Raw genomic sequence first — 23,942 nt, forward strand, 5'->3', positions numbered from 1 at the left:
GGGGTGACGGGGCCATGCTGCGCCCGCCCGGGTCAACGAATCCTCACGCAGGATTCAATTTTTCGTGAGGTATCGGCGGCCGTCCCGCGCCACAATGCAACCCGCCTCCCCACTGGCCTTGAGCTGACGATGTCGACCAAACGCGTGCTGATTGTTGAAGACGATGCCCACATCGCCGACCTGCTGCGCATGCACCTGGGCGATGAGGGCTACGACGTCGCCCATGCTGCCAGCGGCGATGCCGGCCTGCGCCTGCTCGAGCAGGAAGGTCCCTGGGACGCGCTGGTGCTGGACGTGATGCTGCCCGGCGTGGACGGGCTGCAGGTGTGCCAGCGCGCACGCGCGATGGCGCGGTATGTGCCGATCATCATCATCAGTGCGCGCGGCAGCGAAACCCAGCGCATCGTCGGCCTGGAACTGGGCGCGGACGATTACCTGGCAAAACCCTTCTCGATGCCGGAACTGGTGGCACGCGTGCGCGCGCTGCTGCGCCGCGCCGAGGCGATGGCGCAGAGCGCACGCATCGATGCCGGCGCGATCGAGCTGGGGGGACTGCAGCTGGACCCGGTCGCGCGCACCGCCTCGGTGGATGGCAATCCATTGGAGCTGACCCCGCGCGAGTTCGACCTGCTGTTGTTCTTTGCCCGTCACCCGGACCAGGTGTTCGCGCGCATGGAACTGCTCAACCAGGTCTGGGGCTACCAGCACGACGGCTACGAGCATACGGTCAACACCCATATCAACCGCCTGCGCAGCAAGATCGAGCCCGATCCGGCCAATCCGCGGCGGCTGCTGACGGTGTGGGGCCGTGGCTACAAGCTGGTCGACCCGGCCGGAGCGGCGGCATGATCAAGCCGAACCTGTGGCAGAAGCTGGCAGTGGTGACCGCTGCGCTGATGCTGACGTGCTGCATGGCGCTGCTTGCACTGCAGATGCGTGCCAATACCCGCCACGAGCAGGAGGTGGTACAGCGGTTGTCGTTGGGCCTGGCCGAGCACATCGCCCAGCGCAGCGAGCTGATGGATACCAGCGGCATGCGTGATGCGGCGGTGCGGGCGTTGTTCGGCCAGTTGATGGCGGTCAACCCCAGCGTCGAGGTCTACCTGCTGGATGACCAGGGTCGCATCCTCGGCCACGATGCACCCAGTGGGCACCTGGTGCGAAACCGGGTGGACGTGGCGCCGCTGCGCCGCCTGCTGGCCGGTGCGCCGTTGCCGATCCTCGGCGATGACCCGCGCAGCGCGAATGGCCGCAAGGTGTTCAGCGCGGCACCTCTGATCGTGCAGGGCCGGCCGGCGGGCTACGTGTACGTGGTGCTGGTCGGCGAGCACCGGCAGATGCTGGCCGACGATCTTGCCGCCGGCAGCCAGTGGAACACCACGCTGTGGTCGGTGGTGCTGGTCGGTGGCCTCGGCCTGCTGGCCGGGCTGGTGGCGTTCTACTGGGTGACCCGTCCGCTGCGGCGGCTGACCCGACGCATCCAGGCCTTCGACATCGACGCACCCACGCCGTTGCCACCGCCGGAGCCGCTGCGCCCTGGTGAGCGCGACGAGCTGGTGATCCTCGAACACGCGCACGCGCAGATGGCGCAGCGGCTGGGCGAGCAGTGGCAGCAGCTGCGCCAGCAGGACCTGCAGCGCCGCGAACTGGTCGCCAACATCTCACACGACCTGCGCACGCCGCTGTCGTCGCTGCATGGCTACCTGGAAACGCTGGCGTTGAAGGACGCCACGCTGACAGCGGACGAGCGCCGCCGCTATCTCGGTATCGCGCTGGCGCAGAGCGCCAAGGTCGGCCGGCTGGCGCGCGCGCTGTTCGAGCTGGCGCGGCTGGAGCATGGCGAAGTGCGGTTGGAGTGGGAGGTGTTCGCGCTGCCGGAGCTGCTGCAGGACGTGCTGCAGAAGTTCGAACTGGCGGCACAGGCGCGCGGCCAGCAGCTGCACGCAGCGTTCCCCCCCGGCCTGCCGCTGGTGCGCGCCGACCTGGGCCTGGTCGAACGGGTGTTGACCAACCTGCTCGACAACGCGCTGCGCCATGCACCCGACGGTGGACAGATCGAAGTGCGCCTGCGTGCGACTCCCGACAGCGTGGAGGTCAGCGTGGCCGATGACGGCCCAGGGGTCGCGCCGGCGTTGCGCACCCAGCTGTTCCAGGCACCGGCCGCGCTGGGCGCGCGGCGCGGCGAGAACGGCGGATTGGGGCTGTTGATCGTGCAGCGCATCGTGCAGCTGCACGGCCGCCGCATCGAACTGCGCGACAGCGAGCGTGGCGCGCTGTTCGTATTCGCCTTGCCGCGTGCGGAACCGGCGGCCTAGCAGGCCGCTTCGCATTCGACGATGCCGCCGTTTTCCAGCGGCAGGCGCAGGCGGATGCAGGCACCGCCCAGCGCCGAATCGGTCACTTCGACGTGGCCGCCATGCTTGTCGGCCACCACCTGCACCAGCGCCAGGCCGAGGCCGAAGCCGGGACTGCCCGGGTCCAGCCGGACATAGGGCTGCAGCACCTGGCCGCGTAGTTCGGGTGCGATGCCGGGGCCGTCGTCCTCCACCTGCAGGCATAGCCAGCCGTCATTGACGGTGCTGGCAATACGGATCTGCCGGCGCGCGTAACGCAGTGCATTGCCGAGCAGGTTGCGCAGTGCCAGCTCCAGCATGTGCCGGTTGACGTTGACCAGGCCCACCGGCGACAGCGCCTGCTGCACCGGCATCGGCAGCGGCGCGAACTGGGCGACCACGCCACGCACCAGCGCCGCCAGCTGCAGGCGCTGGCGGGTCGGCTGATGGCAGCGGCCCAGTGCGGCGTACTCGACGCCGGCATCGGTCAGGTGCTGCAGCCGATCCACATCGGTGCGCAATCCGCCCAGTGCATCGCGCTGCCCATCATCCAGCGCGGTGTCCTCCAGGTCGGCCAGGCCGAAACGCATCCGCGCCAATGGCGTGCGCACTTCGTGCGCCACCGCCTGCGCCAGCACACGCTGGCTTTCCAGCAGCTGCTGCAGCTGCTCGGCCATGTGGTTGAAGGCATTGGCCAGTGGCCGCACCAGCGCGGTGCCCGCACGCGGCGCTCGCGTGTCCAACTGGCCATCGCGCATCTGCCTGGCCGCCTGTGCCAGCTGCGAGACGTCGCGCCACAACCGATAGACCATCACGTACATCGGCAGTGCCACCGCCACCATCAGGATCAGCAGCAGGATCGCCACGCCGGACACTTCGCTGTCCTGCCAGCCCTCGTCCGGCAGCGCTTCGTCCAGCGGCCCCAGGATCACCGCGTAGTCGCTGTCACCGATGCGCTGCAGGCTGCGCATGTGCTCCAGGTCGATCTGCACGCGGCCGTTTTTGAACGGCGGACGTTGGCTGGCCGGCAACGCCCTCACTGCCTCAGCCAGCGGCACCATGCGCAGCGCGTAGGCGAAATCGGCGTCGAGTTCGCGTGCCAGCACCGGCCACTGGTCGCGCGGGGTTTCGGCGAAGCGGTGCTGCAGCAGCGCATGGGTGCCACGCATCTCGGCCTGCAGACCAGCTTCCGTGCGGTCTTCGAGCAGGGCATCCCAGGCCCACAGGCCCAGCACGATCAACAACAGGTGGGCGACCAGGAAGCCGACGCCGTAGCGCAGGAAGTGGAAGGCGTGGCCGCGCATCGCCGAGGGCGTGCGCTTCATCCCCATGCCGAGCGGCTGAACAGGTAGCCGCGGCCACGGACGGTCTTGATCCGTTCCGGCTGCTCGGGGTTGTCGCCCAGTTTGCGGCGCAGGCGCGAGATGCGGGCATCGATCGAACGGTCCAGGCCGTCGAAGGCGATGCCACGCAGGCCGCGCAGCAGCGCGTCGCGGTCCAGGATCTGGCCGGCGTTGCTGGCCAGCAGGAACAGCAGGTCGAACTCGGCCGTGGTCAACTCCAGCAGGCTGCCCTGCAGGTGCACGTTGCGGGTGGACGGGTCGATGTTCAGCTCGCCGAAGCGCAGGCTGCCGTCACGCGGTTCGACCCGGCGGTGGCGGCGCAGGTGGGCGCGCAGCCGCGCCAGCAGCACCCGCGGTTCGATCGGTTTGCCGATGTAGTCGTCGGCCCCCAGCTCCAGCCCCAGCACCTGGTCGATGTTGTCGGTGCGGGCGGTCAGCACGCAGATGATGCCGTCATAGAGGGGCCGGATCTGCCGACACACTTCGAAACCATCCTGGTCGGGCAGGCCGACATCGAGCAGCACCAGGGCTGGTTTCTCGGCCAGGATGCGGGCCACTGCGCGCTCGCCGCTGCGCTCGTGGGCCACCTGGTAGCCATGCCGTTGCAGGTAGTCGCTGACCATCGTTCCCAGGCGGGCATCGTCTTCGACCAGTACGATATCCAGCATTTCCAAGGCCTCCGTAGGCGCAAACGTACCGCCACGGCACGAGCGCGGCGATGCTATCCCAGCCATCGGGCCGCCCGGGTGCCGGGGGCGGGCGCCATTCAGCCGGGGTTGCTGGCGCACGGGCCGGGTCTCAGTCCCGGCAACGACTTGCCGCCCAGCATAGCCTGCCGCTGTTACAAAACGTTACCTTCGTGATACGGCGGGTGACGATCGCTGACAGCAAAGCGACTGACGCGACGGGGCCTGCGGCCGAGCATGGAGTCTTCTCCGCTCCGCGTGCCGTCCCCATGTCGCCCGCCGCCCCCTGCCTGCTGAACCCGTCCCGCCGCCGCCAGTGCGGAGGCTCCCGATGAGCGGCGTGGTCGGGGCCTGGCTGCCGCCCGCCGAGGACGAGCAGCTGCTGCAGCAGCTGGCGCCAATGCTGCGGGCGCTGCAGCAGCGTGGGCGTGGCCGCATCGGTTACTGGACCGACGCCGAGGCCGGCCTCGCGCTGGGCCACTGCCGGGCGCCGGCCGACACGCCGTTGCAGCCGCTGAGCTCGGACTGCGGTCGCTACGTGCTGTGCCTGGACGGCCGCCTGTACAACCGCGCTGACCTGCAGGCGCAGTTGCGCGATCTGCCACGCAGCTGCAGCGATGCACGGCTGCTGCTGCAGGCGATCGTCGAATGGGGCGTGCAGCGGGCGCTGGCGCGTATCGAGGGCGCCTTCGGTTTCAGTGTCTGGGACCGCGAGTCGCGCGTGCTGTGGCTGGCCCGTGATCCGGTGGGCGAGCGGCCGCTGTATTACGGCTGGTGCCAGGGCCGGTTTCTGTTCGCCTCGGAGTTGAAGGCGCTGCAGGCTTTCGCCGGCTTCGCCCCGAGCATCGACCAGGATGCGCTGAGCCTGCTGCTGCGCCACGACTATGTGCCGGCGCCGCACACCATCTACCGCGGCATCCACAAGCTGGTGGCGGGCGCGATGCTGCGCATCGATCTCAGCGACCATGCCGCGGGTTGCTCCAGCCAGGCCGCGCAGGGGGGCGCGCGTTACTGGTGCGCACGCGAAGCAATGCAGCGTGCACTGCAGGAGCCGGTGCAACCGGCGCCGAGCCTGGAACAGGCCACCGATCAGCTTGAGGCGGTACTTCAGAAAGCCATCGCTTCACGCATGCACTCGCCGCTGGCCTGTGGCGCGTTCCTGTCCGGTGGCACCGACTCCTCGCTGGTGACGGCGATGATGCAGGCCCAATCCAACCTGCCGATCGAAGCATGGACGGTCGGCTTCGACGATCCGGGACATGACGAGAGCGACTGGGCGTCGCAGGTCGCGCGCCATCTGGGTGTGCAGCATCACCTGCACCGCATGGACGCGCGCCAGGGCCTGGATCTGCTGCAGCGCCTGCCGCAGGTCTGGTGCGAACCGTTCGCCGACGCGTCGCAGCTGCCGACGCTGCTGGCCAGTGAACTGCTGGGGGCACGCAAGCCGGTGGCGCTGACCGGTGACGGTGGCGATGAACTGTTCTTCGGCCACCCCAGCTATGGCCGCGCGCTGCGCAATGCGCGCCTGTGCGGTGGCTTGCCGGACTGGGTACGCGACCTGGCGCGGCGCAGCGGCAACCGCATGAACGCCGAGCGTGGTCGCTTGGGTGGCTGGCGTGCATTGGTGGCCGAGGTTGCTGCCAACGATGTGGAAGGCCACTACCTGCAGCGGGTGACCCGCTGGCGGCAGCCGGCGCAGGTGGTGCTGGGCGCGCGTGAACCGGTGACGATCTTCCAGCAGCAGGACACGGCGCTGCCGGCCGAAGCGCGCATCCAGCTGCTGGATTTCCGCATGGACCTGGCCGAGGGCATTCTCGCCAAGGTTGACCGCGCGGGCATGGCGGCGGGCGTTGAAACCCGTGCGCCGCTGCTGGACATGGAGGTGGTGCGACTGGCCTGGCGCCTGCCGCAGCACCTGAAGTACCACGATGGCGAACACAAACTGATTCTGAAGCACCTGTTGGCACGCTACCTGCCCGAGCCGCTGGTGTACCGTCCCAAGCGCGGCTTTGGCCCGCCGATGGCGCGCTGGCTGGCCGGTCCATTGCGCGATTGGGCGGAGGCGCTGCTGGACCCGCAGCTGCTGCGCAACCAGGGCTGTTTCGATGCGGCGCGCGTGCGCGGCATCTGGGAAGCGTTTCTGCGCGGCGAGCGCAAGTGGCACACGCACCTGTGGAACGTGCTGATGTTCCAGGCGTGGCACCAGCACTGGCACGGTGGTCGCGGGCGCTGAGGTTCCTTTGCGGTGTGTTCTGCGTGGCGTGTGGCGGATTCGTTCTGCGTGGCGCAGGGCGGAGGCCCTTGCGTGCGAATGTCCTCCGGCGCCGGCCGTTGGCCGTCACCTCCTCCTTTACTTCGTACGCAAGGGCCTCCGCACCGCGTTCGGAGTTCGTCGGCGCGTCATTGAAAGGTTGCCGCGAGCACTGCGCTCTACCCACCGCACGCCGAGCCTCGTCGGGGCAGGCAGGGGTCTGGGCAAAGTAAAGGAGGAGGTGACGGCCAACGGCCGGCGCCGGGGGACATTTGCCCAGACCCCTGCCTGCCCCGGCGGGGCCCTTCAATTCGCGGCGAATCGAAACGAAGGCACGCGTGCGGTGGGTTCATTCTGCGTGGCGCAGGGCGGAGGCCCTTGCGTACGAATGTCCTCCGGCGCCGGCCGTTGGCCGTCACCTCCCCCTTTACTTCGTACGCAAGGGTCTCCGCCCTGCGTTCGAAATCTATCGGCGCTTTATTGGAGACAGCCTGCTCGATGCCTTGGCCGCCGCAAGCCGAACCTCGTCGGGGCGGGCAGGGGCCTGGGCAAAGTAAAGGAGGAGGTGACGGCCAACGGCCGGCGCCGGGGGACATTTGCCCAGGCCCCTGCCCGCCCCGGCGGGGCCCATCAGCTCGCAGGAAATCCAGACGAGGAAGCGCTCTTGAATCCAGACAACGGGCAAAAAAAGACCCGGCAGAGGGAGGGATCTGCCGGGTCCGGATTGCATGGGGGGAGGGACCCATGCAATGAGCGTTGCGTCGCGTCAGTGACTGTTCGCGTCCGCCGTTGATTCGTTGTAACCCTGCACCAGTTCGGACCAGGCCTTGCTGGCCTGCAGGCCGAGACCGACCACATCCTGCTGGGCCTGGCCCAGCCGCTGCAGGTTGTCCTGCCACAGCTGTGCGCCCCTGTTGAGCATCCCGGCCGCGTCGTCGCTGCGGGCCAGTTCACCCAGCCAGCCGCCGGTCGCGGTCAGGTTGCGCTCCATCGCCTTCAACTGCACGCCGAACATGCTTTCCGCGTTCTCCAACGCCAACCGGTTCGCACGGGTTGCCGCGGCGGCGAGCTGGCGGGTGGCATCACTGAAGCGATCGCTGAAGGCGGCGGCCATGGGGCGTCAGGGAGTGGCTTGATGCATTGCAGCATACGCCCTTGATGCGGCAATGCAACAAAAATAACAAAGGCGCTCAGGGCGCCTTTGAAAAACCTTTCAGATCAATGAGTTGATCAGACCGTCGGACCGCGGTAGCGGCAGCCGGAGGTGCAGGTTTCGTGCACGGTGATCTCGCTCAGCGCCGGCAGGCTGGGCTTGAGTTCGTTCCAGATCCACACCGCCAGGTTCTCGCTGGTCGGGTTCTCCAGGCCCGGGATGTCGTTGAGGTAGTGATGGTCCAGGCGGTCATAGATGGGCTGGAAGGCCGCCTTGACGTCGCCGAAGTCCATGATCCAGCCGGTCTGCGCGCCGGGCTCGCCCTCGACCTTCAGTTCCACCCGGAACGAGTGGCCGTGCAGGCGCGAGCACTTGTGCCCCGGCGGCACGTTGGGAAGGCGGTGCGCCGCCTCGAGCATGAAGACTTTGAAGATTTCCATGGCGCAATTGTACGCCGCAGGTGGCCGGCCATCCTGAGTGGATGTCGGGCTTTCGTGAAGTAACTCTTTCCATCCGGATGAAGAGATGATAGCTTCTCTTATATCCGTATGAAGAGATGTTATTGGCCGGACCCGGGCCAGGCATGGACTACTGCGGAACTTCGTCGTCCTTACCATCTCCCCACATCGTCATGCCCAAGCACACCCTGCTCGTGGCGGCCCTGGCCGTCGCTCTGGCCGCGCCTTTGTCCGCCGCCGCCGAAACCTCCGCCGACGCCGTTGGTGACGCCAATACCCTGGCCGCCGTGCGTGTCACCGGTTCCAACATCAAGCGCACCGATACCGAGGCCTCCAACCCGGTGCAGGTGATCGGTCGCCAGCAGCTGGAACAGACCGGCAAGGCCACCGTGGCCGACGTGCTGCGTTCGATCTCGGCCAACACCGGCAACGCCGCCAACGAAACCACCAACAACGGCTGGGCGTCCGGCTCGGCCGGCATCGGCCTGCGCGGTCTCTCGCAGAAGAACACGCTGGTCCTGCTCAACGGCCGCCGCCTGGCCAACTACGGTTTCCCGGCCGGTGGCCTGTCCGACACCTTCGTCGATCTCAATGCGCTGCCGCTGGTCGCGGTCGAGCGCATTGAAGTGCTCAAGGACGGCGCCTCGGCGGTATACGGTTCCGACGCCGTGGCCGGCGTGGTCAACATCATCACCCGGCAGAACTTCGAAGGCGCCGAGATCGGCGGCAGCTTCGGCGGTGCCGACCAGGGCGGCCTGCACGAGCAGAACCTGAAGTTCGTCGGCGGCCTCGGTGATCTGGACACCGACGGCTACAACATCCTCTTCAGCCTGCAGGGTTACAACCGCGAGCGTCTGGACCAGGACGAGCGCAATCTGACCCGCAGTGGCATCTACACCGACAAGCCCGGTGGCCGCTGGAACGGCTGGTCGGCCAAGGGCGCACGCTACCTGGTCAACGGCGTGTCGGTGCCGATGCTCGATGCCAACGGCAACTGCCCGGCCGGCACCACCCGCGTTGCCAGCGCGCCGATCGATGGCCTGTCCGGTGATACCTGCGGCTTCAACCAGGCACCGTTCACCACGCTGATCCCCTCTACCAAGCGCTATCAGGCCTACGCCAACGGTACGTTCCGCCTGAACGACAACGTCGAAGCCTTCGGCGAGGTGCTGTACAGCCAGATCAAGAGCGCCGCGTGGTTCGGCAGTAGCCCGTTCTTCACCCTGGAGAGCGGCCGCTTCGCACTGAACGCGGACAGCGGCCTGGCCGAGCCGGTGTCGTCGCTGCTGCCGGCCAGCAATCCGTATAACCCGTACGGCCGTGCGATCCCGATCGAGTACACCTTCTTCGACCTCGGCGGCACGATCAAGACCAACCGCTCAACCGCCTATCGCGGCGTGTTCGGTCTGCGCGGCACCACCGCCAACTGGGACTGGGAAGTGGCTGCATTCGGTGCGCGCAGCAGTGAGCGGGAGACTGTGTCCGGCGGGTTCGCCAACCGCTGGGCGCTGGCCAACGCACTGTCCACGGGCAGCTACAACCTGCTTGACCCGGCAGCCACGCCGCAGTCGGTGCGTGATTCGATCAACATCGCCACGCTGCGTCCGGCCGAGTCCAAGCTGCAGGGCGTCGATGCGAAGATTTCCGGCAGCCTGGGCCGCACCTGGGCCGGCGAGATCGGCTTCGCCGCTGGTGCCGAGTGGCGCCGCGAGAAGCTCGATTCCAACAACCCGTGGCAGATCGATGCCGGCCTGCAGGTGCGCCCGGCCATCGCAGAAGTACATGGCCAGCGCCAGGTCAGTGCCGCCTACGCCGAAGTGAACGTACCGCTGGCATCGACGCTGGAGCTGTCCGCCGCTGCACGCGCCGATCACTATGATGATTTCGGCGATGCGTTCTCGCCGAAGATCGGCCTGCGCTGGCAGCCGCTGGACTTCCTGCTGGTACGTGCATCGGCCTCGAAGGGCTTCCGTGCGCCGTCGCTGTCGGAAAACTCCAACAGCACCAGCATCGCCTATGGCAGCGTGGTCGATCCGCGTGATCCGGACGTGCCGGGCTCGCGGCAGAACCCGACCTTCTTCACCGTCGGCAACAACGCATTGAAGCCCGAGCGCACCAGGAGCGTGAACTTCGGCGTGGTGCTGTCGCCGTGGGCCAACACCAATCTGAGCGTGGACTACTACCGCATCCAGCTGGACAATCTGGTCGGCACCAACAACACCCAGACCCTGGTCAACGACAACGTGGCCGGTGCCGTGCAGCGCGACGAGCGCGGCAAGCTGCAGGCGGTCTACAACCGCTACCAGAACCTGAGCAAGCTGAAGACCTCGGGCATCGACGTCGAACTGCGCCAGCGCATCCCGACCGCGGTGCTGGGTGACTTCACCGTGTCCTCGGCCTACACCCACGTGCGCGACTACCGTCGCCCGACCGTGGTCGGTGGCCCGCTGGTCGACTACGCCGGCAGCAACCTGGGCGCGACCCTGCCCAAGGACAAGGCCACCACCACGCTGGATTGGAAGTACGGTGATTTCAACGCAGCCGTGACCTGGTACTACACCAGCAGCTACCGCCAGGAAGCCAGCACCGCCGCCAAGGCCGTGCAGCAGCGCGTTGGCAGCTACAGCCAGTACGACCTGTACCTGGCCTACACCGGCATCGACAAGCTGACGCTGTATGCCAAGGTGCAGAACCTGGCCGACAAGACGCCGCCGTACGACGCCTCGTTCCCGGGCATCCGCGCGCCGTACGACTTCAGCCAGTACGACCTGCGCGGCCGCTACTTCACGCTGGGCTTCGATTACCGCTTCTGATCCATCCGCCGCAGCCGGCCACCTGAAGGGACCGGCCGCGCAACTGTCTGCCGTTGTGTTCCAGGGGAGTCACCGTGTCCTTGCATCGCCGTGCCGTTCTTCCGTTGCTGCTTGCCGCCGCCACTGTACTGTCCTGCCCGCAGCCGGCGCAGGCACAGAGTGCCTATTTCTTCCCGCAGGCCACGGATGCGGCAGCCTTCGATGCAGCGGTGCCGACGCCGGAGCAGTTCCTCGGCTACCCGATCGGTAGCCGCTACACTCGGCACGACCAACTGGTGGCGTACTTCCAGGAGCTGGCGAAGCGTTCCGACAAAATCAGCGTGCGCGAGATCGGTCGCAGCTATGAGGGCCGCCCGCTGCTGATCGCCACCGTCACTGCTGCAGGCAATCATGCGCGGCTGGAGCAGATCCGCCAGCAGCACGCGACCCTGGCCGATCCGGCGCAACCGCGCAGCGCGGCCGGTGACAGCCCGGTGGTGGTGTGGCTGGGCTACAGCGTGCATGGCAACGAGACCTCCAGTGCCGAGGCGGCGATGCTGACCGCTTACTACCTGGTGGCCAACCGCAGTGCCGAAACCCAGCAGTGGCTGCAGCACGCGGTGGTGCTGTTCGACCCGGCACAGAATCCGGACGGCCGCGACCGTGCCGCCAACTGGCACAATGCCTGGGCCTCCGATCCGGCGTCGGCCGACCCCGCCGACAAGGAACATGTCGAGCCGTTCCCGCAGGGTCGCACCAACCACTATTTCACCGATCTCAACCGCGACTGGCTTGCCCTGACCCAGCAGGACTCACGGCCGAAGGTAGAGGTGTTCCACCAGTGGTACCCGAACGTGCAGATCGATTTCCACGAAATGGGCAAGGACAGCACGTACTACTTCGAGCCTTCGCCGAAGAGCATGCACAGCCCGTTGATTCCGGCGCCGTCGTACGAGTTCAACAAGACCCTGGCCAGGTACCACGCGCAGGCGCTGGATGCCTTGGGTTCGCTGTACTACACCGGCGAGAATTTCGACAACTTCTCGCCGGTGTATGGCTCGACCTATCCGGACTTCCACGGCGCGGTCGGCGTCACCGTCGAGCAGGCCAGTTCGCGTGGCCGCGTGCAGGAATCGGTGAACGGCCTGCTGACCTTCCCGTTCACCATCCGCAACCAGGTCGCCACCGGGCTGGGCACGGTGCGTGGTGCGGTAGCTGAGCGCAGCGGCCTGTTCGACCTGCAGAAGCATTTCTTCCAGAGCGCGTTGAAGCAGGCCGCACAGCAGCCGGTGAAGAGCTTCGTGTTCGGCGACGCGCACGATCCGGCACTGACCCGTCGCCTGCTGGAACTGTTGCTGCTGCATCGCATCGAGGTGCGCGCGCTGGAGCATGCAGTCACTGTCGATGGCCAGCGCTTCGATGCCGGCAGCGCCTACGTGGTGCCGGTGCAGCAGGCGCAGTTCCGCCTGGTGCATTCGATCTTTGCCGAGACGCCGCCAATCAAGGGGGATGTGTTCTACGGCAGCACCAGCTATGCGATCGCACCGGCCTACGGCGTGGCGTTCGCCGGCAGCCGTAGCCGTATCGAGGGTGGCGCACGCGTGACCGCGCTGCCGGCGGAGCAGGGTGCGGTGCTGGGTGGCCAGGCCGGATTCGCGTACGCGATCGACTGGCGCGACTACAACGCCGGGCGCGCGCTGGCTGTGCTGCAGGGCAAGGGCGTGAGCGCACGTGCCGCGTTCCAGCCGTTCACCACCGCGACCGTGCAGGGCGAGGTCAGCTTCGCTGCCGGCAGCCTGGTGATTCCGGTTGCCGGGCAAGCGCTGCAGGGTGCGGCGCTGCTTGAGGCAGTGACATCGGCCGCGCGCGAGGCAGGTGTGCAGGTGCACGCGCTGTCCAGTGGCCGCAGCCGCGAAGGCATCGATCTGGGCAGTGACGGCGTCAAGGCGCTGCGCAAACCCGCGGTTGCGCTGGTGATGGGGGAGGGCGTGGCCGCCACCGAGATCGGCTCGGCCTGGTTCCTGCTCGACCAGCAGTTGCACTTGCCCGCCAGCAAGCTGGACCCGCAGCAGCTGGGCAAAGTGCCGCTGGACCGCTACACCACGATCGTGCTGTCCGGGGGGACCTACACCGGCGTCGATACCACGGCGGTGGCTGCACTGAAGCGCTGGGTGCAGGCCGGTGGTTCACTGGTGACCTACGGCAGTGCTTCGAAGTGGGCGATCGAACAGAAGCTCGCCGACGGCGAGAAGCTCGGCAAGGACGAAGAGACTGCCGACGAGAGCCGCCGCGCATTCGGCGACCAGCGCGACATCGCCGCGATCGAGCGGGTCAGCGGCAACATCCTCAGCGCCGATGTGGACATCAGTCATCCGCTGGCGTTCGGCGTGCCGCGCCGGCAACTGGCGGTCAACAAGGAAAACACAGTTGCCCTGCAGCCGAGTGCGAACCCATTCTCGACGGTGGTACGCATCGACACGCCGCCGCGGGTGAATGGCTATCTTTCCGAGCGCAACCGTGCGCGGGTGGCGGGCAGCGCGTGGCTGCTGGTGTCGGCGCAGGGGCAGGGCAACGTGGTGCTGTTCGCCGACGATCCGGCGCACCGGAAGTACTGGCACGGGACGGACCGGTTGCTGATCAACGCGATCTTCTTCGGGAATCTGGTGAATCCGAGCAAGGCGCGGGGTTGAGGCGTTTGGCGCCTTGACTGATGCGTGTGGGGGCGGCCGGGCGGGCTGCGCAGGACACGCTGTAAATGCGTCCATGTAAGCTCGATCGGCGCATCCATGCGCCTCACGGTCCTGCGCAGCTCGCCCGGCCTCCCCTCGACAGTTTCCTGCGGGCGCGGACGCGTCGAACCCCAAGGCGGGAGCAAGGGCAAAAGCAAAAGCACAGCCAGGAATCGCGACTTCGGCTTTTGCCTTTGAACTTGAATTTGAATTTGAATTTGATCTTTCTTCTCCCGGCTACCCGGCGGGAGAAGAAGGCGCAGGCAATGCTTGATGCGGATGGGCATGGGGGCAGCGCAGAACCGTTGGCGCCATGGATGGCGCCATCGAGCTTACATGGACGTATTTACAGCGTGTTCTGCGCTGCCCCCATGCCCATCCGCCCTCGGTACCGCCACCGCGTGCTTCATCACCCGGTAGCCAGCAACAAAAAAGGACGGCGCGTCAGCGCCGTCCCTCGATAGCCTCCCGCGCAACGGGAAGCACAACAGCTGTCAGCTGTGATCAGCCGGCGCGGCCGCCGCCATTGCCTCCCTGGCCGCGGCCACGGCCGCCACCATTACCGCCACCGCCACGACGCTGGCCCTGACCGGCGCCTGCACCCGCGCGCTGCTGGCCGTTGCCACCGCCCTCGCGACGGCCACCGCCGGCCTTCTTCGGGCCGGCATGCGCATGGCGCGGCGCATCACCGTGCGGACGGCGTGCGTGGCTCTTGCGCGGTGCGCGCTCGCCGGTATCGTGCTCGGCCTTGCCCGGCGCACTGTTGCCCCAGCGGATCGGCGTCTGCAGCTCGAAGCCCGGCACGTCGCGGATGTCCATGTCGCGGCCCAGCAGGCGCACGATCGCGCGCAGCAGCTTCACTTCATCCTGCGCCACCAGGGAGATCGCCTGGCCGGTGGCGCCGTTGCGGCCGGTACGGCCGATGCGGTGCACGTAGTCCTCGGCCACCATCGGCAGGTCGAAGTTGATCACCTTCGGCAGCTCGTTGATGTCGATGCCGCGCGCAGCGATGTCGGTGGCCACCAGCACGGTCACGCGGCCGGCCTTGAAGTCGCCCAGCGCACGCAGGCGCTGGCCCTGGCTCTTGTTGCCATGGATCGCCGCGGTCTTGATGCCCGACTTTTCCAGGAACGTGGCCAGCTTGTCGCTGCCGTGCTTGGTACGGGCGAACACCAGGGTCTGCTCGCGACTGTCCTGCGCCAGCAGGTGCAGCAGCAGGTCGCGCTTGCGGCCGGCATCGACTGGATGCACGCGATGGGTGATGGTTTCGGCCACGGTGTTCTTCGGCGTCACCTGGATCTGTTCCGGGTTGCGCATGAACTCCAGCGCCAGCTGGCGGATGTTGTCCTCGAAGGTGGCCGAGAACAGCAGGGTCTGGCGGTTCTGCTTCGGCAGCTTGGCCAGGATGCGCTTGATCGACGGCAGGAAGCCCATGTCGAGCATGCGGTCGGCTTCATCCAGCACCAGCAGTTCAATGCCGGACAGGTCGACACTGCGACGCTCCAGGTGGTCGATCAGGCGGCCCGGGCAGGCCACCAGCAGGTCCACGCCACGGCGCAGGATGTCCAGCTGGTTGCCCATGCCGACGCCGCCGTAGATGCAGGCGCTGGGAATGCGCAGGTACTTGCTGTAGCCGCGCAGGCTGTCATGCACCTGGGTGGCCAGTTCGCGGGTCGGGGCCAGGATCAGCGCACGCGGCTTGCGCGGGCCGGCACGCACTTCCTGCGAGGCGGTGCCCAGGTGCTGCAGCAGCGGCAGGCCGAACGCGGCGGTCTTGCCGGTACCGGTCTGTGCGCCGGCCAGCAGGTCGCGACCGGCCAGCGCCAGCGGGATCGCCTGCTGCTGGATCGGGGTCGGGTTTTCGTAGCCCTGCTCGGCAAGCGCACGCAGCAGGAAGGGCGCCAGGCCCAGCGATTCAAAAGACATTGAGATTGCTCCAGGTACAAGAAACGCCTGTCCGAGCGGACAGACGGGGGCAGATCAAAGTGATCGGCTGACTCGGAGCGTTCCCGTGAACCGCGCTGCGAGAAGTTGGGTGCAGCCGGCACGAAGCGCAGGCTGGAATGCGTGACGAACGGCGTCGGAGTGGGGGCGGGCGAAGAGGGCGGACCCTGGTCGCCGGCGATCCCGAAGGGAAACGGACGGCCGCTGCAGACCTGCCTAGTCTAACCGATGGCTGAGACCTCGCGCAAAAAGCCCCGTTCAGGTAAGGGGGGGCTCTCTGCAGGGCTGCGCCCTGCACCCGCAGAGGCCAAAGCGACGTCAACGTCAAAAGCGGGTTTCCTGAGGGATGGCGGGGTGGGTCCGGTGGCGGGAGACGCCGTAAACCCGTCCATGGGGGCTTGGCCGCGGCATCCATGCCGCGGACACTCCCGCCACCGGACCCACCCCGCCTTCGACAGTTTCCTGCGATCTGTCGGAATGGCATGGGGTCAGATCCGTTTTCCGCAGGAAAACGGATCTGACCCCGGAACTTCATTCGATATCTGACAGATTTCATCCACGCATAGCGTGGATCTACTGGCCGCCGGCCTACTGTCGAAGGCGGGGTACTGTGGGTTTGCGGGGTGTGAGCGGCATGGATGCCGCGACCAAGCCCCCATGGATGGGTTTACCGCGTCCCCGCAAACCCACAGTGCCTCGCCATCCCACGGAATGCCCGCTGTTGCTGTTGCTTCGGCTGTTGCCCTGGCTTGAAGCAGGTGCAGGGCTGCAAGCCCTGCCGAAGCCCCCACTACGGTAGGGTGGGCCGATGCCGCGCTGCAGCTTGGCGTCGCCGCAGATTTGATTACACTTGAAACTTGTTTGCCCACGACTCCGGACACCCACCCATGAAGCTTGGTTCTTTGAAGGAAGGCGGCCGCGACGGCACCCTGATCGTCGTCTCGCGTGACCTGCGCCACGGCGTGCGCGCCACCGGCATTGCCGCCACCCTGCAGCAGGCCCTGGAGGACTGGAGCCACATCGCACCGCGCCTGAACGCCCTGTACGAATCGCTCAACGCTGGCGACGCCGATGGCGTGTTCGACCTCGATCCGCAGGCGCTGGCCGCACCGATGCCGCGTGCCTATGAATTCGTCGACGGCAGCGCCTACCTGCCGCACGTCGAGCGCGTGCGCCGCGCCCGCGGTGCCGAGGTGCCGGAGAGCTTCTACACCGACCCGCTGATGTACCAGGCCACCAGTGCGGGGTTCTACGGCCCGCGCGATGCGGTCAAGGTGGTCAGCGAGGACTACGGCATCGACCTGGAAGCGGAGATCGTGGTGATCACCGACGACGTGCCGATGGCGGCCACCCCCGAACAGGCCGCCGGCCACATCCAGCTGGTCGGCCTGGTCAACGATGTCTCGCTGCGCAACCTGATCCCGGGCGAGCTGGCCAAGGGCTTCGGCTTCCTGCAGTCCAAGCCGCGTTCGGCGCTGTCGCCGGTGTTCGTCACCCCCGATGAGCTGGGTGCTGCGTGGCAGGACAGCAAGGTGCACCTGCCGCTGCTGACCCACATCAACGGCCAGTGGTTCGGTGCGCCGGAGGCGGGCGTGGACATGCAGTTCAACTTCGCCCAGCTGGTCGCGCATGCGGCCAAGACCCGCCCGCTGGGTGCCGGCACCATCGTCGGCTCGGGCACCATCGCCAATGAAGACACCAGCAAGGGTGCCTCGTGCTTCGCCGAGCAGCGCGTGGTCGAGACCCTGCGTGACGGCAAGCCGAGCACGCCGTTCATGTCCTTCGGCGACGTGGTCCGCATCGAGATGCTCGACGCTGCCGGCAACAGCATCTTCGGTGCGATCGAGCAGCGCATCGAACAGGCGGCCAAGCCCTGAGCATGGAGGCGGCGATGGAGATTCCGGTCGACGACGGCATCGTGCTGTACACCTACTGGCGATCCAGCGCCGCCTACCGCGTGCGCATCGGCCTGGAGCTGAAGGGCCTGGCCTGGAAGGCGCGGCCGGTGCATCTGGTGCGCGACGGTGGCGAGCAGCACCATGAGGCTTACCGCGCGCTCAATCCGCAGCAGCTGGTGCCGACCCTGCTGCATGATGGGCACACGCTGACCCAGTCGCTGGCGATCATCGAGTACCTGGAAGAGCGCTTCCCACAGGTGCCGCTGCTGCCGGCCGATGCTGCGGGCCGCGCGCGGGTGCGGGCGCTGGCGCAGCTTGTGGCCTGCGATATCCATCCGATCAACAACCTGCGGGTGATGCAGTACCTGGAACGCGACCTGCAGCTGCCTGCCGACGCCCGCACGCAGTGGACCCTGCACTGGATCGCCGAGGGCTTTGCGGCGATGGAAGCGCTGTTGGCCAACAGCCGTGACACCGGCGCCTTCTGTCATGGCGACCGCCCCGGCCTGGCCGACATCTGCCTGTTGCCGCAGCTGTACAACGCCCACCGTTTCGGCCTGGACCTGGCACCGTACCCGACCCTGCGCCGCATCGAAGCGGCGTGCCAAGCGCTGGAGGCATTCGACCGCGCGCGCCCGGAACACCAGCCCGACGCCGCCTGAAAAAAAGGGGACGGAGGGGATTAAGTCGTATATGCACTTACGACTTAATCCCCTCCGTCCCCTTTCTGTTGCAATCGGGCCAGGTCATCGCGGAACAACCGGTAGGCCTCCTCGCGGCGGGCATCGTCGGTCTGTCGCAGCACCCATGCCGGGTGCACCGTGGCGTAGCCGCGCGTGCCGTCCTCGAGGGTGTGCCAGCGCCCGCGGTCACGCGAGAGGTCGAAATCATGGCCGAACACCGAGGCTGCCGCTGTCGCGCCGAGGCACACGATCACCTGGGGCCGCACGCGCGCGATCTCACCCATCAGCCAGGGCCGGCAGGCCTGGATGTGACGGCTCTCCGGCCGCTTGTGCAGCCGCACCTTGCCGCGCCGTTCATGGTGGAAGTGCTTCACCGCGTTGGTGAGGTACAGCGTGGCGCGATCGATCCCCAGTTCCGCCAATGCGCGGTCCAGCACCTGGCCGGCAGGTCCTGCAAATGGCTGCCCACGCAGATCTTCGGTGTCACCCGGTTGCTCTCCGACCAGCATCACCCCGGCCCCTGCCGGCCCCTGTCCGAATACGGTCTGCGTGGCCTGCTCCCACAACGGACACTGGCGGCAGGCGCTGGCCTGCCCGCGCAGATTGTCCAGGCTGCTGGCTTCGGCTGCCGATGCCGGAGGGTTCGCTCGCAGCGGAATCCTGCGTTGCGGTGCCTGCGCGGGACGGTCATGCATTTCCTGCACGCGGTCGGCGGCGTCGCGTACCAGGCGAGGCAGCAATCGGGCTTCAGGCAGGTGGCGCCAGTACTTGGCCGGCATCTCCTGCATCATCATCCGCGTGTTGAGCCGGGCCGGATTGAAAATGCTGGCGTAGTAGGTCTGCCACAGCGACTCGCGTGCATCCTCGGCCGGGGCATCCTCGCGCCGTGCACCGGGGCCGAAGGCAAGCGCCTGCCCATCCCAGGCGACGCTGCGCGAAGGCGTGAGGATGGCCCAGCGCATGCCGGTGAAACGGCGCGCGAAGAACGGCGCGACCCGGTCGACGATGTGGTGCTGTGGCTCGAACCAGGCGATGAACGCATCAGGCTGGCCAGGCACTTCGCGGAAGCGCACGAATGCCTTCATCTTGTGCGTGTCGCGGCGGACCGCCTGTGCCATGGCCATCGCCCGCAGTACGTCGGCATCGGCGGGGTTTGACAGCACCGAGCGTTCGCCATGGGCGATGCGCCACAGCAACCGGTACAGGAGGGCCATGCGTTGTCCGTCGCGATGGCACAGGCAGGTGGCCGCCAGTTCCAGGAAGTCGCGCGGTACCGTCAGTGCGCCAGCATCGGCCTGTGCGGGCGCCGAGGTGACCGCTGGCGCGTCCAGCAGCGATGCGTCGCTGCCCTCGAGCCAGTCCAGCTGCTCCGGCGCGACGCCGCGCAGCAGGGCTTCGCGCGCGCCGCTGCGCCAGGCCTCCAGCGACCATGGCGGATCCACCCGCAGCGACCAGCGCTGCGCGTCAGGCCGCGGACGGGGCATCGAACAGCAAACCCTGGCGCGGCGGCGGGGCCAGCTGCGCGCGCAGCGCCGCCGGATCGTCCAGTGCTTTGCGCGGGTGATGGTCGGCCAGCAGCACGAACGGCAGCAGCTTGCTCATCGGTGCCTTCAGGCGCGCGAGGTCGGCCACGCGCAGCCGCCCGTGACGGCGTGCCATCAGCACGCGCTTGACGTTGCGCACGCCAAGGCCGGGCACGCGCAGCAACATCTCCTTCGGTGCCCGGTTCAGATCGACCGGAAAGCGCTCGGGATGGCGGATCGCCCAGGCCATCTTCGGGTCGATATCCAGGTCGAGCATGCCGTCCTGGGTGGTATCGGTAATCTCATCCACGCCGTACCCATAGAAGCGCAGCAGCCAGTCAGCCTGGTAAAGGCGATGTTCGCGCTGCAGCGGTGGCGGCTGCAGTGGCAGCTGCCGGCTGGCGTCCGGAATCGGGCTGAACGCGGAGTAGTAGACCCGGCGCATGCGGTAGTTGCCGTACAGGCTGTCGGCGCTGGCCAGGATCTGCCGGTCGTTTGCCCCGTCCGCGCCGACGATCATCTGGGTGCTCTGCCCGGCCGGTGCGAAACGGGGAGGGCGCGGGCGAGTGCTGCGGCTGGCCGTCGGTGCCACCGCTGCGGGGGCCCTGCGAGCTTCCTTGGCTTCCTCGATGCGCCAGCGCAGTTCGCCCATCGCGCCACGGATGGAATGAACCGTCTTCTCCGGCGCCAAGGCGCTCAGGCCGGCTTCGGTCGGCAGTTCCACGTTGATGGACAGGCGGTCGGCATAGCGCCCGGCACTGGCCAGCAGTTCCGGCGAGGCCTCGGGAATGGTCTTGAGGTGGATGTAGCCGGCGTAGCGGTGTTCTTCGCGCAGCTGCCGGGCCACTTCCACCATCTGTTCCATGGTGTAGTCCGCATTGCGGATGATGCCGCTGGACAGGAACAGGCCCTCGATGTAGTTGCGCTTGTAGAAGTCCAGGGTGAGCGTGACCACCTCATCCACGCTGAAACGTGCACGGGGCACGTTGCTGGAAACCCGGTTCACGCAATAGGCGCAGTCGTAAATGCAGAAGTTGGTCAGCAGGATCTTCAGCAACGACACGCAGCGGCCATCGGGCGTGTAGCTGTGGCAGATGCCCATGCCCTCGGTGCTGCCGATACCGCCACTGGCGCGCGAATCGCGCTTGCCCGAACCGCTGGAGGCGCAGGAGGCATCGTACTTGGCGGCATCAGCCAGAATGGCCAGCTTGCGGATGGTTTCCATTGAGGAAACCTACGGATGAGCGGTCTCATTGGATGAGACCGCCCCTGAACTCTTCAGAAAAAGGGGATCGAGGGGATCAAGTCGCCAGTGCACAAACGACTTGATCTCCTCCGTCCCGTTTTTCGTGGGATCAGAAGCCGTGGGTGATGCTGGGCGCGCCCGCCGAGAAATCGGCGTACGGGTCGTGCTCGCCGCTGCTGCCTTCGGACAGGCGGAACTTCAGGGCCAGGCCATCGCGCGAGTCGGCCGCGCGCAGCGCTTCCTCCTGCTCGATGGTGCCGGCCTTGGCCAGCCGGAACAGGCACTGGTCGAAGCTCTCCATGCCTTCTTCCAGCGAGGCTTCCATCGCGGCCTTGATCTCGTGCACCTGGCCGCGGCGCAGCAGGTCGCGGATCATCGGCGTGTTGATCAGCACCTCGGTGGCCGGCAGGCGTCGGCCCTCCTTGTTCTTCACCAGGCGCTGGCTGATCACGGCACGCAGGTTCAGTGCCAGGTTCATCAGCACGTTCTTGTGCGCGCTTTCCGGGAAGAAGTTGAGGATGCGCTCGATGGTCTGGTCGGCGTTGTTGGAGTGCAGGGTGGCCAGGCACAGGTGGCCGGTCTCGGCGAAGGCGATCGCCGCCTCCATCGTCTCCGCATCCAGGATCTCGCCGATCAGGATCACGTCCGGTGCTTCACGCATCGCGTTCTTCAGCGCGTTGTGGAAGGCATGGGTGTCCAGGCCGACCTCGCGCTGGTTGACGATCGACATCTTGTGCTTGTGCAGGTACTCGATCGGATCCTCGATGGTGAGGATGTGACCGGTGGTGGTGCTGTTGCGGTGGTCGATCATCGACGCCAGCGAAGTCGACTTGCCGGAGCCGGTGGACCCCACCACCAGCACCAGCCCGCGCGGGGTCATGATGACGTCCTTCAGCACCTGCGGCAGGTTCAGCTCCTCGATGCTCGGGATCCGGCTGCGGATGGCGCGGATGACCATGCCGACCTCGCCCCGCTGCTTGAACACGTTGACGCGGAAGCGCCCGGCATCGGGCAGGGCGATGGCCATGTTGAGCTCCAGCTCGCGCTCGAACTGCGGCACCTGGCCCTCGTCCATCAGCGAGTAGGCGATCTTCTTGACCATGCCCGGCGGCAGGCCGGTGTTGCCCAGCGGATAGAGCTTCCCCTCGATCTTGATGTAGACCGGTGCCCCGGTGGTCAGAAACATGTCCGAAGCGTTCTTTTCGGTCATCAGCTTCAGGAAGTAGCCGATATCCATTGCGAATTTTCCCCAACGAAACGGCCGACGCCCGTTGCCAGCACGGTGTCGGCTTGACGACAATGGCCGTGAACCGACAACCGGTACGGCCTCCCCAATGAAACGACTTAGCTTCGCACGAATGCGCCATGGCCTGTATGTGATGGCGTTTGCATTCGCACTGTCTGCCCCCGCCTGGGCGCAGGACGCTGCCCTGGAACTGGCGCAGGCCCGGCAGGCGGTCGACAAGGCCACCCAGGCCGATGCCGACCAGTACGCCCCGGACCTGATCGGGCTGGCCCGGCAGGGGCTGGAGCAGGCCCAGCGCGCCGCCGGCGACCGCCGCGAGCGCAAGAACGCCCCGGCGATGGCCCTGCGCGCTGCCGCCGATGCCGACCTGGCCCGCGCCCGCAGTGAGGAAGCCACCGTCACCGCGCAGCTGCAGTTGCGCCGCAACGAGGTCAACCAGCTGCAGCGCCAGCTGTCGACCGGGGAGGACCGCCGGTGAAGCCGATGACCGCCGCAACCCTGGCCGCGCTGCTGGCGCTGCCGACCCTGGCCGTGGCCGCCGACAACCCGATGGTGGCGCAGCTGAGCCAGCGCCTGATGGCCATCCAGGCCAACCCCGATACCGCTGAGCTGGGCGCCTTCGAGCGCATGCAGGCGCAGCAGGCCATCGCGACCCTGGACAAGGCCAAGCGCCGTGACCAGGAGCTGGCCACCTACCTGGCCGAGCGCCGGGTGGAGATTGCCGAGACCGCAGTGCGCACTGCGCTGGCCGCGCGCGAGGTCGACCGCCTGGAGCGTACCCGCAGCGACCTGCTGATCGAGGCCAGCCGCCGCGATGCCGCCCGTGCCCGCCAGGAAGCCGAGCAGCTGCGCATGCAGGCGCAGATGCAGGCCGAGGAGGCCGAACGCCTGCGCCAGGCGGCCGAGGCCGAGACCCTGGCCCGCCAGGACGCCGAGAATGCCCTGACCAGCGTGGCCGGCAAGCAGCAGCAGCGGCTGAGCGCTGCCCAGCAGAACGCTGCCAGGCTGGCCCGCGAGGAAGCCGAGCTGGTGTCCGGGCAGAAGCTGCCCGGTTCGAAGTTCGACGCTCGCGGTGAGGTCTTCACCTTCGGGGGTGACGCGTTCGCCGCAGGCGCCTCCAGCCTGTCCGGCGGCGCGCGCAACCAGGCCAAGGCCCTGGCCGAGTACCTGAACATCGGCAAGAAGGGCCGCCTGCGCATCGAGGCCTACGACAGTGCCAACGGCGTGGGCCAGAAGCGCGCCGAAGCGCTGCGCGACGCCCTGGTCGCGGGTGGTGTCGCCAGCAACCGGATCCAGGTCAGCGGCAAGAAGGCTGCGTCCACCCGGGCGCGCTCGGCCGAGGTCATCATCGCCCCGTAATTGCTTGATATTGTTTGTTTTTCGTTGTGATGAGCATTCAGCCTGAACCCCGCCCCGGCGGGGTTCGGTCTTTTTGTCGCAGGGGTCTTGTACCCCGCCCTGAGCAGGCGTAGGGTCAATCGTCCGGGACGCAATGCCGCGGACCGGACGATGGGAGGGCCGGGCCGATGCAAGCAGGGCGCGAACCGCAGCAGATCGACGTGCGCAGGCCAGTGCCGCAGGTCGTTGCAGGCGTCCAGGTGGCCATCGGCCGGCACTCCTCCATAAACAACGCCCCGTGCCTTGCGGCCGGGGCGTT

At 67.4% G+C, this 23,942-nt stretch carries 17 protein-coding genes; 9 read left to right on the forward strand and 8 right to left on the reverse strand.

What is annotated here, in order from left to right:
- Positions 1 to 129: 129 nt before the first annotated feature.
- Together ACUDTM_RS15070 and ACUDTM_RS15075 are read left to right on the forward strand one after the other, a co-directional pair.
- Entirely contained in the window at positions 130 to 849 is a 720-nt protein-coding gene (locus ACUDTM_RS15070; RefSeq protein WP_005415146.1) for a response regulator transcription factor, read from the forward strand.
- Complete coding sequence (locus tag ACUDTM_RS15075; RefSeq protein WP_111008272.1) at positions 846 to 2,315, forward strand: sensor histidine kinase; 1,470 nt, start codon at positions 846 to 848, stop codon at positions 2,313 to 2,315. Before ACUDTM_RS15070 ends, ACUDTM_RS15075 begins: the two co-directional genes overlap by 4 nt.
- Here the strand turns inward: ACUDTM_RS15075 and ACUDTM_RS15080 are convergent.
- Positions 2,312 to 3,658, reverse strand: a complete 1,347-nt coding sequence (locus ACUDTM_RS15080) for an ATP-binding protein (RefSeq protein WP_445391390.1) — start codon at positions 3,656 to 3,658, stop codon at positions 2,312 to 2,314. The genes ACUDTM_RS15075 and ACUDTM_RS15080 overlap by 4 nt on opposite strands.
- Complete coding sequence (locus ACUDTM_RS15085) at positions 3,655 to 4,344, reverse strand: winged helix-turn-helix domain-containing protein (protein ID WP_069139418.1); 690 nt, start codon at positions 4,342 to 4,344, stop codon at positions 3,655 to 3,657. The genes ACUDTM_RS15080 and ACUDTM_RS15085 overlap by 4 nt, the downstream gene beginning before the upstream one ends.
- A gap of 349 nt (positions 4,345 to 4,693) precedes the next feature.
- Between ACUDTM_RS15085 and asnB the strand changes: the two genes are divergently transcribed.
- On the forward strand, positions 4,694 to 6,595 hold the full coding sequence (gene asnB / locus ACUDTM_RS15090) for an asparagine synthase (glutamine-hydrolyzing) (protein ID WP_111008274.1): 1,902 nt from the start codon (positions 4,694 to 4,696) through the stop codon (positions 6,593 to 6,595).
- Between the two features lie 784 nt (positions 6,596 to 7,379).
- On the opposite strand, the gene ACUDTM_RS15095 is transcribed toward asnB, so the two are convergent.
- Complete coding sequence (locus tag ACUDTM_RS15095) at positions 7,380 to 7,727, reverse strand: phasin family protein (protein ID WP_061480483.1); 348 nt, start codon at positions 7,725 to 7,727, stop codon at positions 7,380 to 7,382.
- Between the two features lie 116 nt (positions 7,728 to 7,843).
- Entirely contained in the window at positions 7,844 to 8,206 is a 363-nt protein-coding gene (gene queD / locus ACUDTM_RS15100; RefSeq protein ID WP_353080369.1) for a 6-carboxytetrahydropterin synthase QueD, read from the reverse strand.
- A gap of 191 nt (positions 8,207 to 8,397) precedes the next feature.
- Here queD and ACUDTM_RS15105 point away from each other — a divergent pair, with 191 nt between their 5' ends.
- Together ACUDTM_RS15105 and ACUDTM_RS15110 are read left to right on the forward strand one after the other, a co-directional pair.
- Entirely contained in the window at positions 8,398 to 11,037 is a 2,640-nt protein-coding gene (locus ACUDTM_RS15105) for a TonB-dependent receptor (RefSeq protein ID WP_227837977.1), read from the forward strand.
- 74 nt (positions 11,038 to 11,111) lie between these two features.
- Entirely contained in the window at positions 11,112 to 13,706 is a 2,595-nt protein-coding gene (locus ACUDTM_RS15110; RefSeq protein WP_072167758.1) for a M14 family zinc carboxypeptidase, read from the forward strand.
- Positions 13,707 to 14,249: 543 nt separating this feature from the next.
- On the opposite strand, the gene ACUDTM_RS15115 is transcribed toward ACUDTM_RS15110, so the two are convergent.
- A complete protein-coding gene (locus tag ACUDTM_RS15115) occupies positions 14,250 to 15,671 on the reverse strand; it encodes a DEAD/DEAH box helicase (protein ID WP_049414254.1) in 1,422 nt (473 codons plus the stop codon).
- Between the two features lie 905 nt (positions 15,672 to 16,576).
- Here ACUDTM_RS15115 and ACUDTM_RS15120 point away from each other — a divergent pair.
- Together ACUDTM_RS15120 and maiA are read left to right on the forward strand one after the other, a co-directional pair.
- Entirely contained in the window at positions 16,577 to 17,566 is a 990-nt protein-coding gene (locus ACUDTM_RS15120; RefSeq protein ID WP_065179110.1) for a fumarylacetoacetate hydrolase family protein, read from the forward strand.
- Positions 17,567 to 17,580: 14 nt separating this feature from the next.
- Positions 17,581 to 18,249, forward strand: coding sequence for a maleylacetoacetate isomerase (gene maiA, locus ACUDTM_RS15125; protein WP_227837865.1), 669 nt, complete (start codon positions 17,581 to 17,583; stop codon positions 18,247 to 18,249).
- Positions 18,250 to 18,293: 44 nt separating this feature from the next.
- On the opposite strand, the gene ACUDTM_RS15130 is transcribed toward maiA, so the two are convergent.
- From ACUDTM_RS15130 to ACUDTM_RS15140, 3 genes are all read right to left on the reverse strand, one after another.
- Complete coding sequence (locus ACUDTM_RS15130; RefSeq protein ID WP_227837866.1) at positions 18,294 to 19,754, reverse strand: UdgX family uracil-DNA binding protein; 1,461 nt, start codon at positions 19,752 to 19,754, stop codon at positions 18,294 to 18,296.
- Entirely contained in the window at positions 19,735 to 21,018 is a 1,284-nt protein-coding gene (locus ACUDTM_RS15135; protein WP_111008192.1) for a putative DNA modification/repair radical SAM protein, read from the reverse strand. The genes ACUDTM_RS15130 and ACUDTM_RS15135 overlap by 20 nt, the downstream gene beginning before the upstream one ends.
- Before the next feature lie 130 nt (positions 21,019 to 21,148).
- Positions 21,149 to 22,276, reverse strand: a complete 1,128-nt coding sequence (locus ACUDTM_RS15140; protein ID WP_049416904.1) for a PilT/PilU family type 4a pilus ATPase — start codon at positions 22,274 to 22,276, stop codon at positions 21,149 to 21,151.
- A gap of 121 nt (positions 22,277 to 22,397) precedes the next feature.
- Between ACUDTM_RS15140 and ACUDTM_RS15145 the strand changes: the two genes are divergently transcribed.
- Positions 22,398 to 22,763, forward strand: a complete 366-nt coding sequence (locus ACUDTM_RS15145) for a DUF4398 domain-containing protein (protein ID WP_008264627.1) — start codon at positions 22,398 to 22,400, stop codon at positions 22,761 to 22,763.
- On the forward strand, positions 22,760 to 23,644 hold the full coding sequence (locus ACUDTM_RS15150) for an OmpA family protein (protein WP_154329989.1): 885 nt from the start codon (positions 22,760 to 22,762) through the stop codon (positions 23,642 to 23,644). Before ACUDTM_RS15145 ends, ACUDTM_RS15150 begins: the two co-directional genes overlap by 4 nt.
- The last annotated feature ends 298 nt before the right edge of the window (positions 23,645 to 23,942 follow it).

The sequence above is a fragment of the Stenotrophomonas maltophilia group sp. vghtpe118 genome, from assembly GCF_052605195.1.

What these genes read in the sequence shown, in the direction of transcription:
- ACUDTM_RS15070 (WP_005415146.1), top strand. Translation starts at nt 130, where the DNA reads ATGTCGACCAAACGCGTGCTGATTGTTGAAGACGATGCCCACATCGCC.
- ACUDTM_RS15075 (WP_111008272.1), top strand. Translation starts at nt 846, where the DNA reads ATGATCAAGCCGAACCTGTGGCAGAAGCTGGCAGTGGTGACCGCTGCG.
- ACUDTM_RS15080 (WP_445391390.1), bottom strand. Translation starts at nt 3,658, where the DNA reads ATGAAGCGCACGCCCTCGGCGATGCGCGGCCACGCCTTCCACTTCCTG.
- ACUDTM_RS15085 (WP_069139418.1), bottom strand. Translation starts at nt 4,344, where the DNA reads ATGCTGGATATCGTACTGGTCGAAGACGATGCCCGCCTGGGAACGATG.
- asnB (WP_111008274.1), top strand. Translation starts at nt 4,694, where the DNA reads ATGAGCGGCGTGGTCGGGGCCTGGCTGCCGCCCGCCGAGGACGAGCAG.
- ACUDTM_RS15095 (WP_061480483.1), bottom strand. Translation starts at nt 7,727, where the DNA reads ATGGCCGCCGCCTTCAGCGATCGCTTCAGTGATGCCACCCGCCAGCTC.
- queD (WP_353080369.1), bottom strand. Translation starts at nt 8,206, where the DNA reads ATGGAAATCTTCAAAGTCTTCATGCTCGAGGCGGCGCACCGCCTTCCC.
- ACUDTM_RS15105 (WP_227837977.1), top strand. Translation starts at nt 8,398, where the DNA reads ATGCCCAAGCACACCCTGCTCGTGGCGGCCCTGGCCGTCGCTCTGGCC.
- ACUDTM_RS15115 (WP_049414254.1), bottom strand. Translation starts at nt 15,671, where the DNA reads ATGTCTTTTGAATCGCTGGGCCTGGCGCCCTTCCTGCTGCGTGCGCTT.
- ACUDTM_RS15120 (WP_065179110.1), top strand. Translation starts at nt 16,577, where the DNA reads ATGAAGCTTGGTTCTTTGAAGGAAGGCGGCCGCGACGGCACCCTGATC.
- maiA (WP_227837865.1), top strand. Translation starts at nt 17,581, where the DNA reads ATGGAGATTCCGGTCGACGACGGCATCGTGCTGTACACCTACTGGCGA.
- ACUDTM_RS15130 (WP_227837866.1), bottom strand. Translation starts at nt 19,754, where the DNA reads ATGCCCCGTCCGCGGCCTGACGCGCAGCGCTGGTCGCTGCGGGTGGAT.
- ACUDTM_RS15135 (WP_111008192.1), bottom strand. Translation starts at nt 21,018, where the DNA reads ATGGAAACCATCCGCAAGCTGGCCATTCTGGCTGATGCCGCCAAGTAC.
- ACUDTM_RS15140 (WP_049416904.1), bottom strand. Translation starts at nt 22,276, where the DNA reads ATGGATATCGGCTACTTCCTGAAGCTGATGACCGAAAAGAACGCTTCG.
- ACUDTM_RS15145 (WP_008264627.1), top strand. Translation starts at nt 22,398, where the DNA reads ATGCGCCATGGCCTGTATGTGATGGCGTTTGCATTCGCACTGTCTGCC.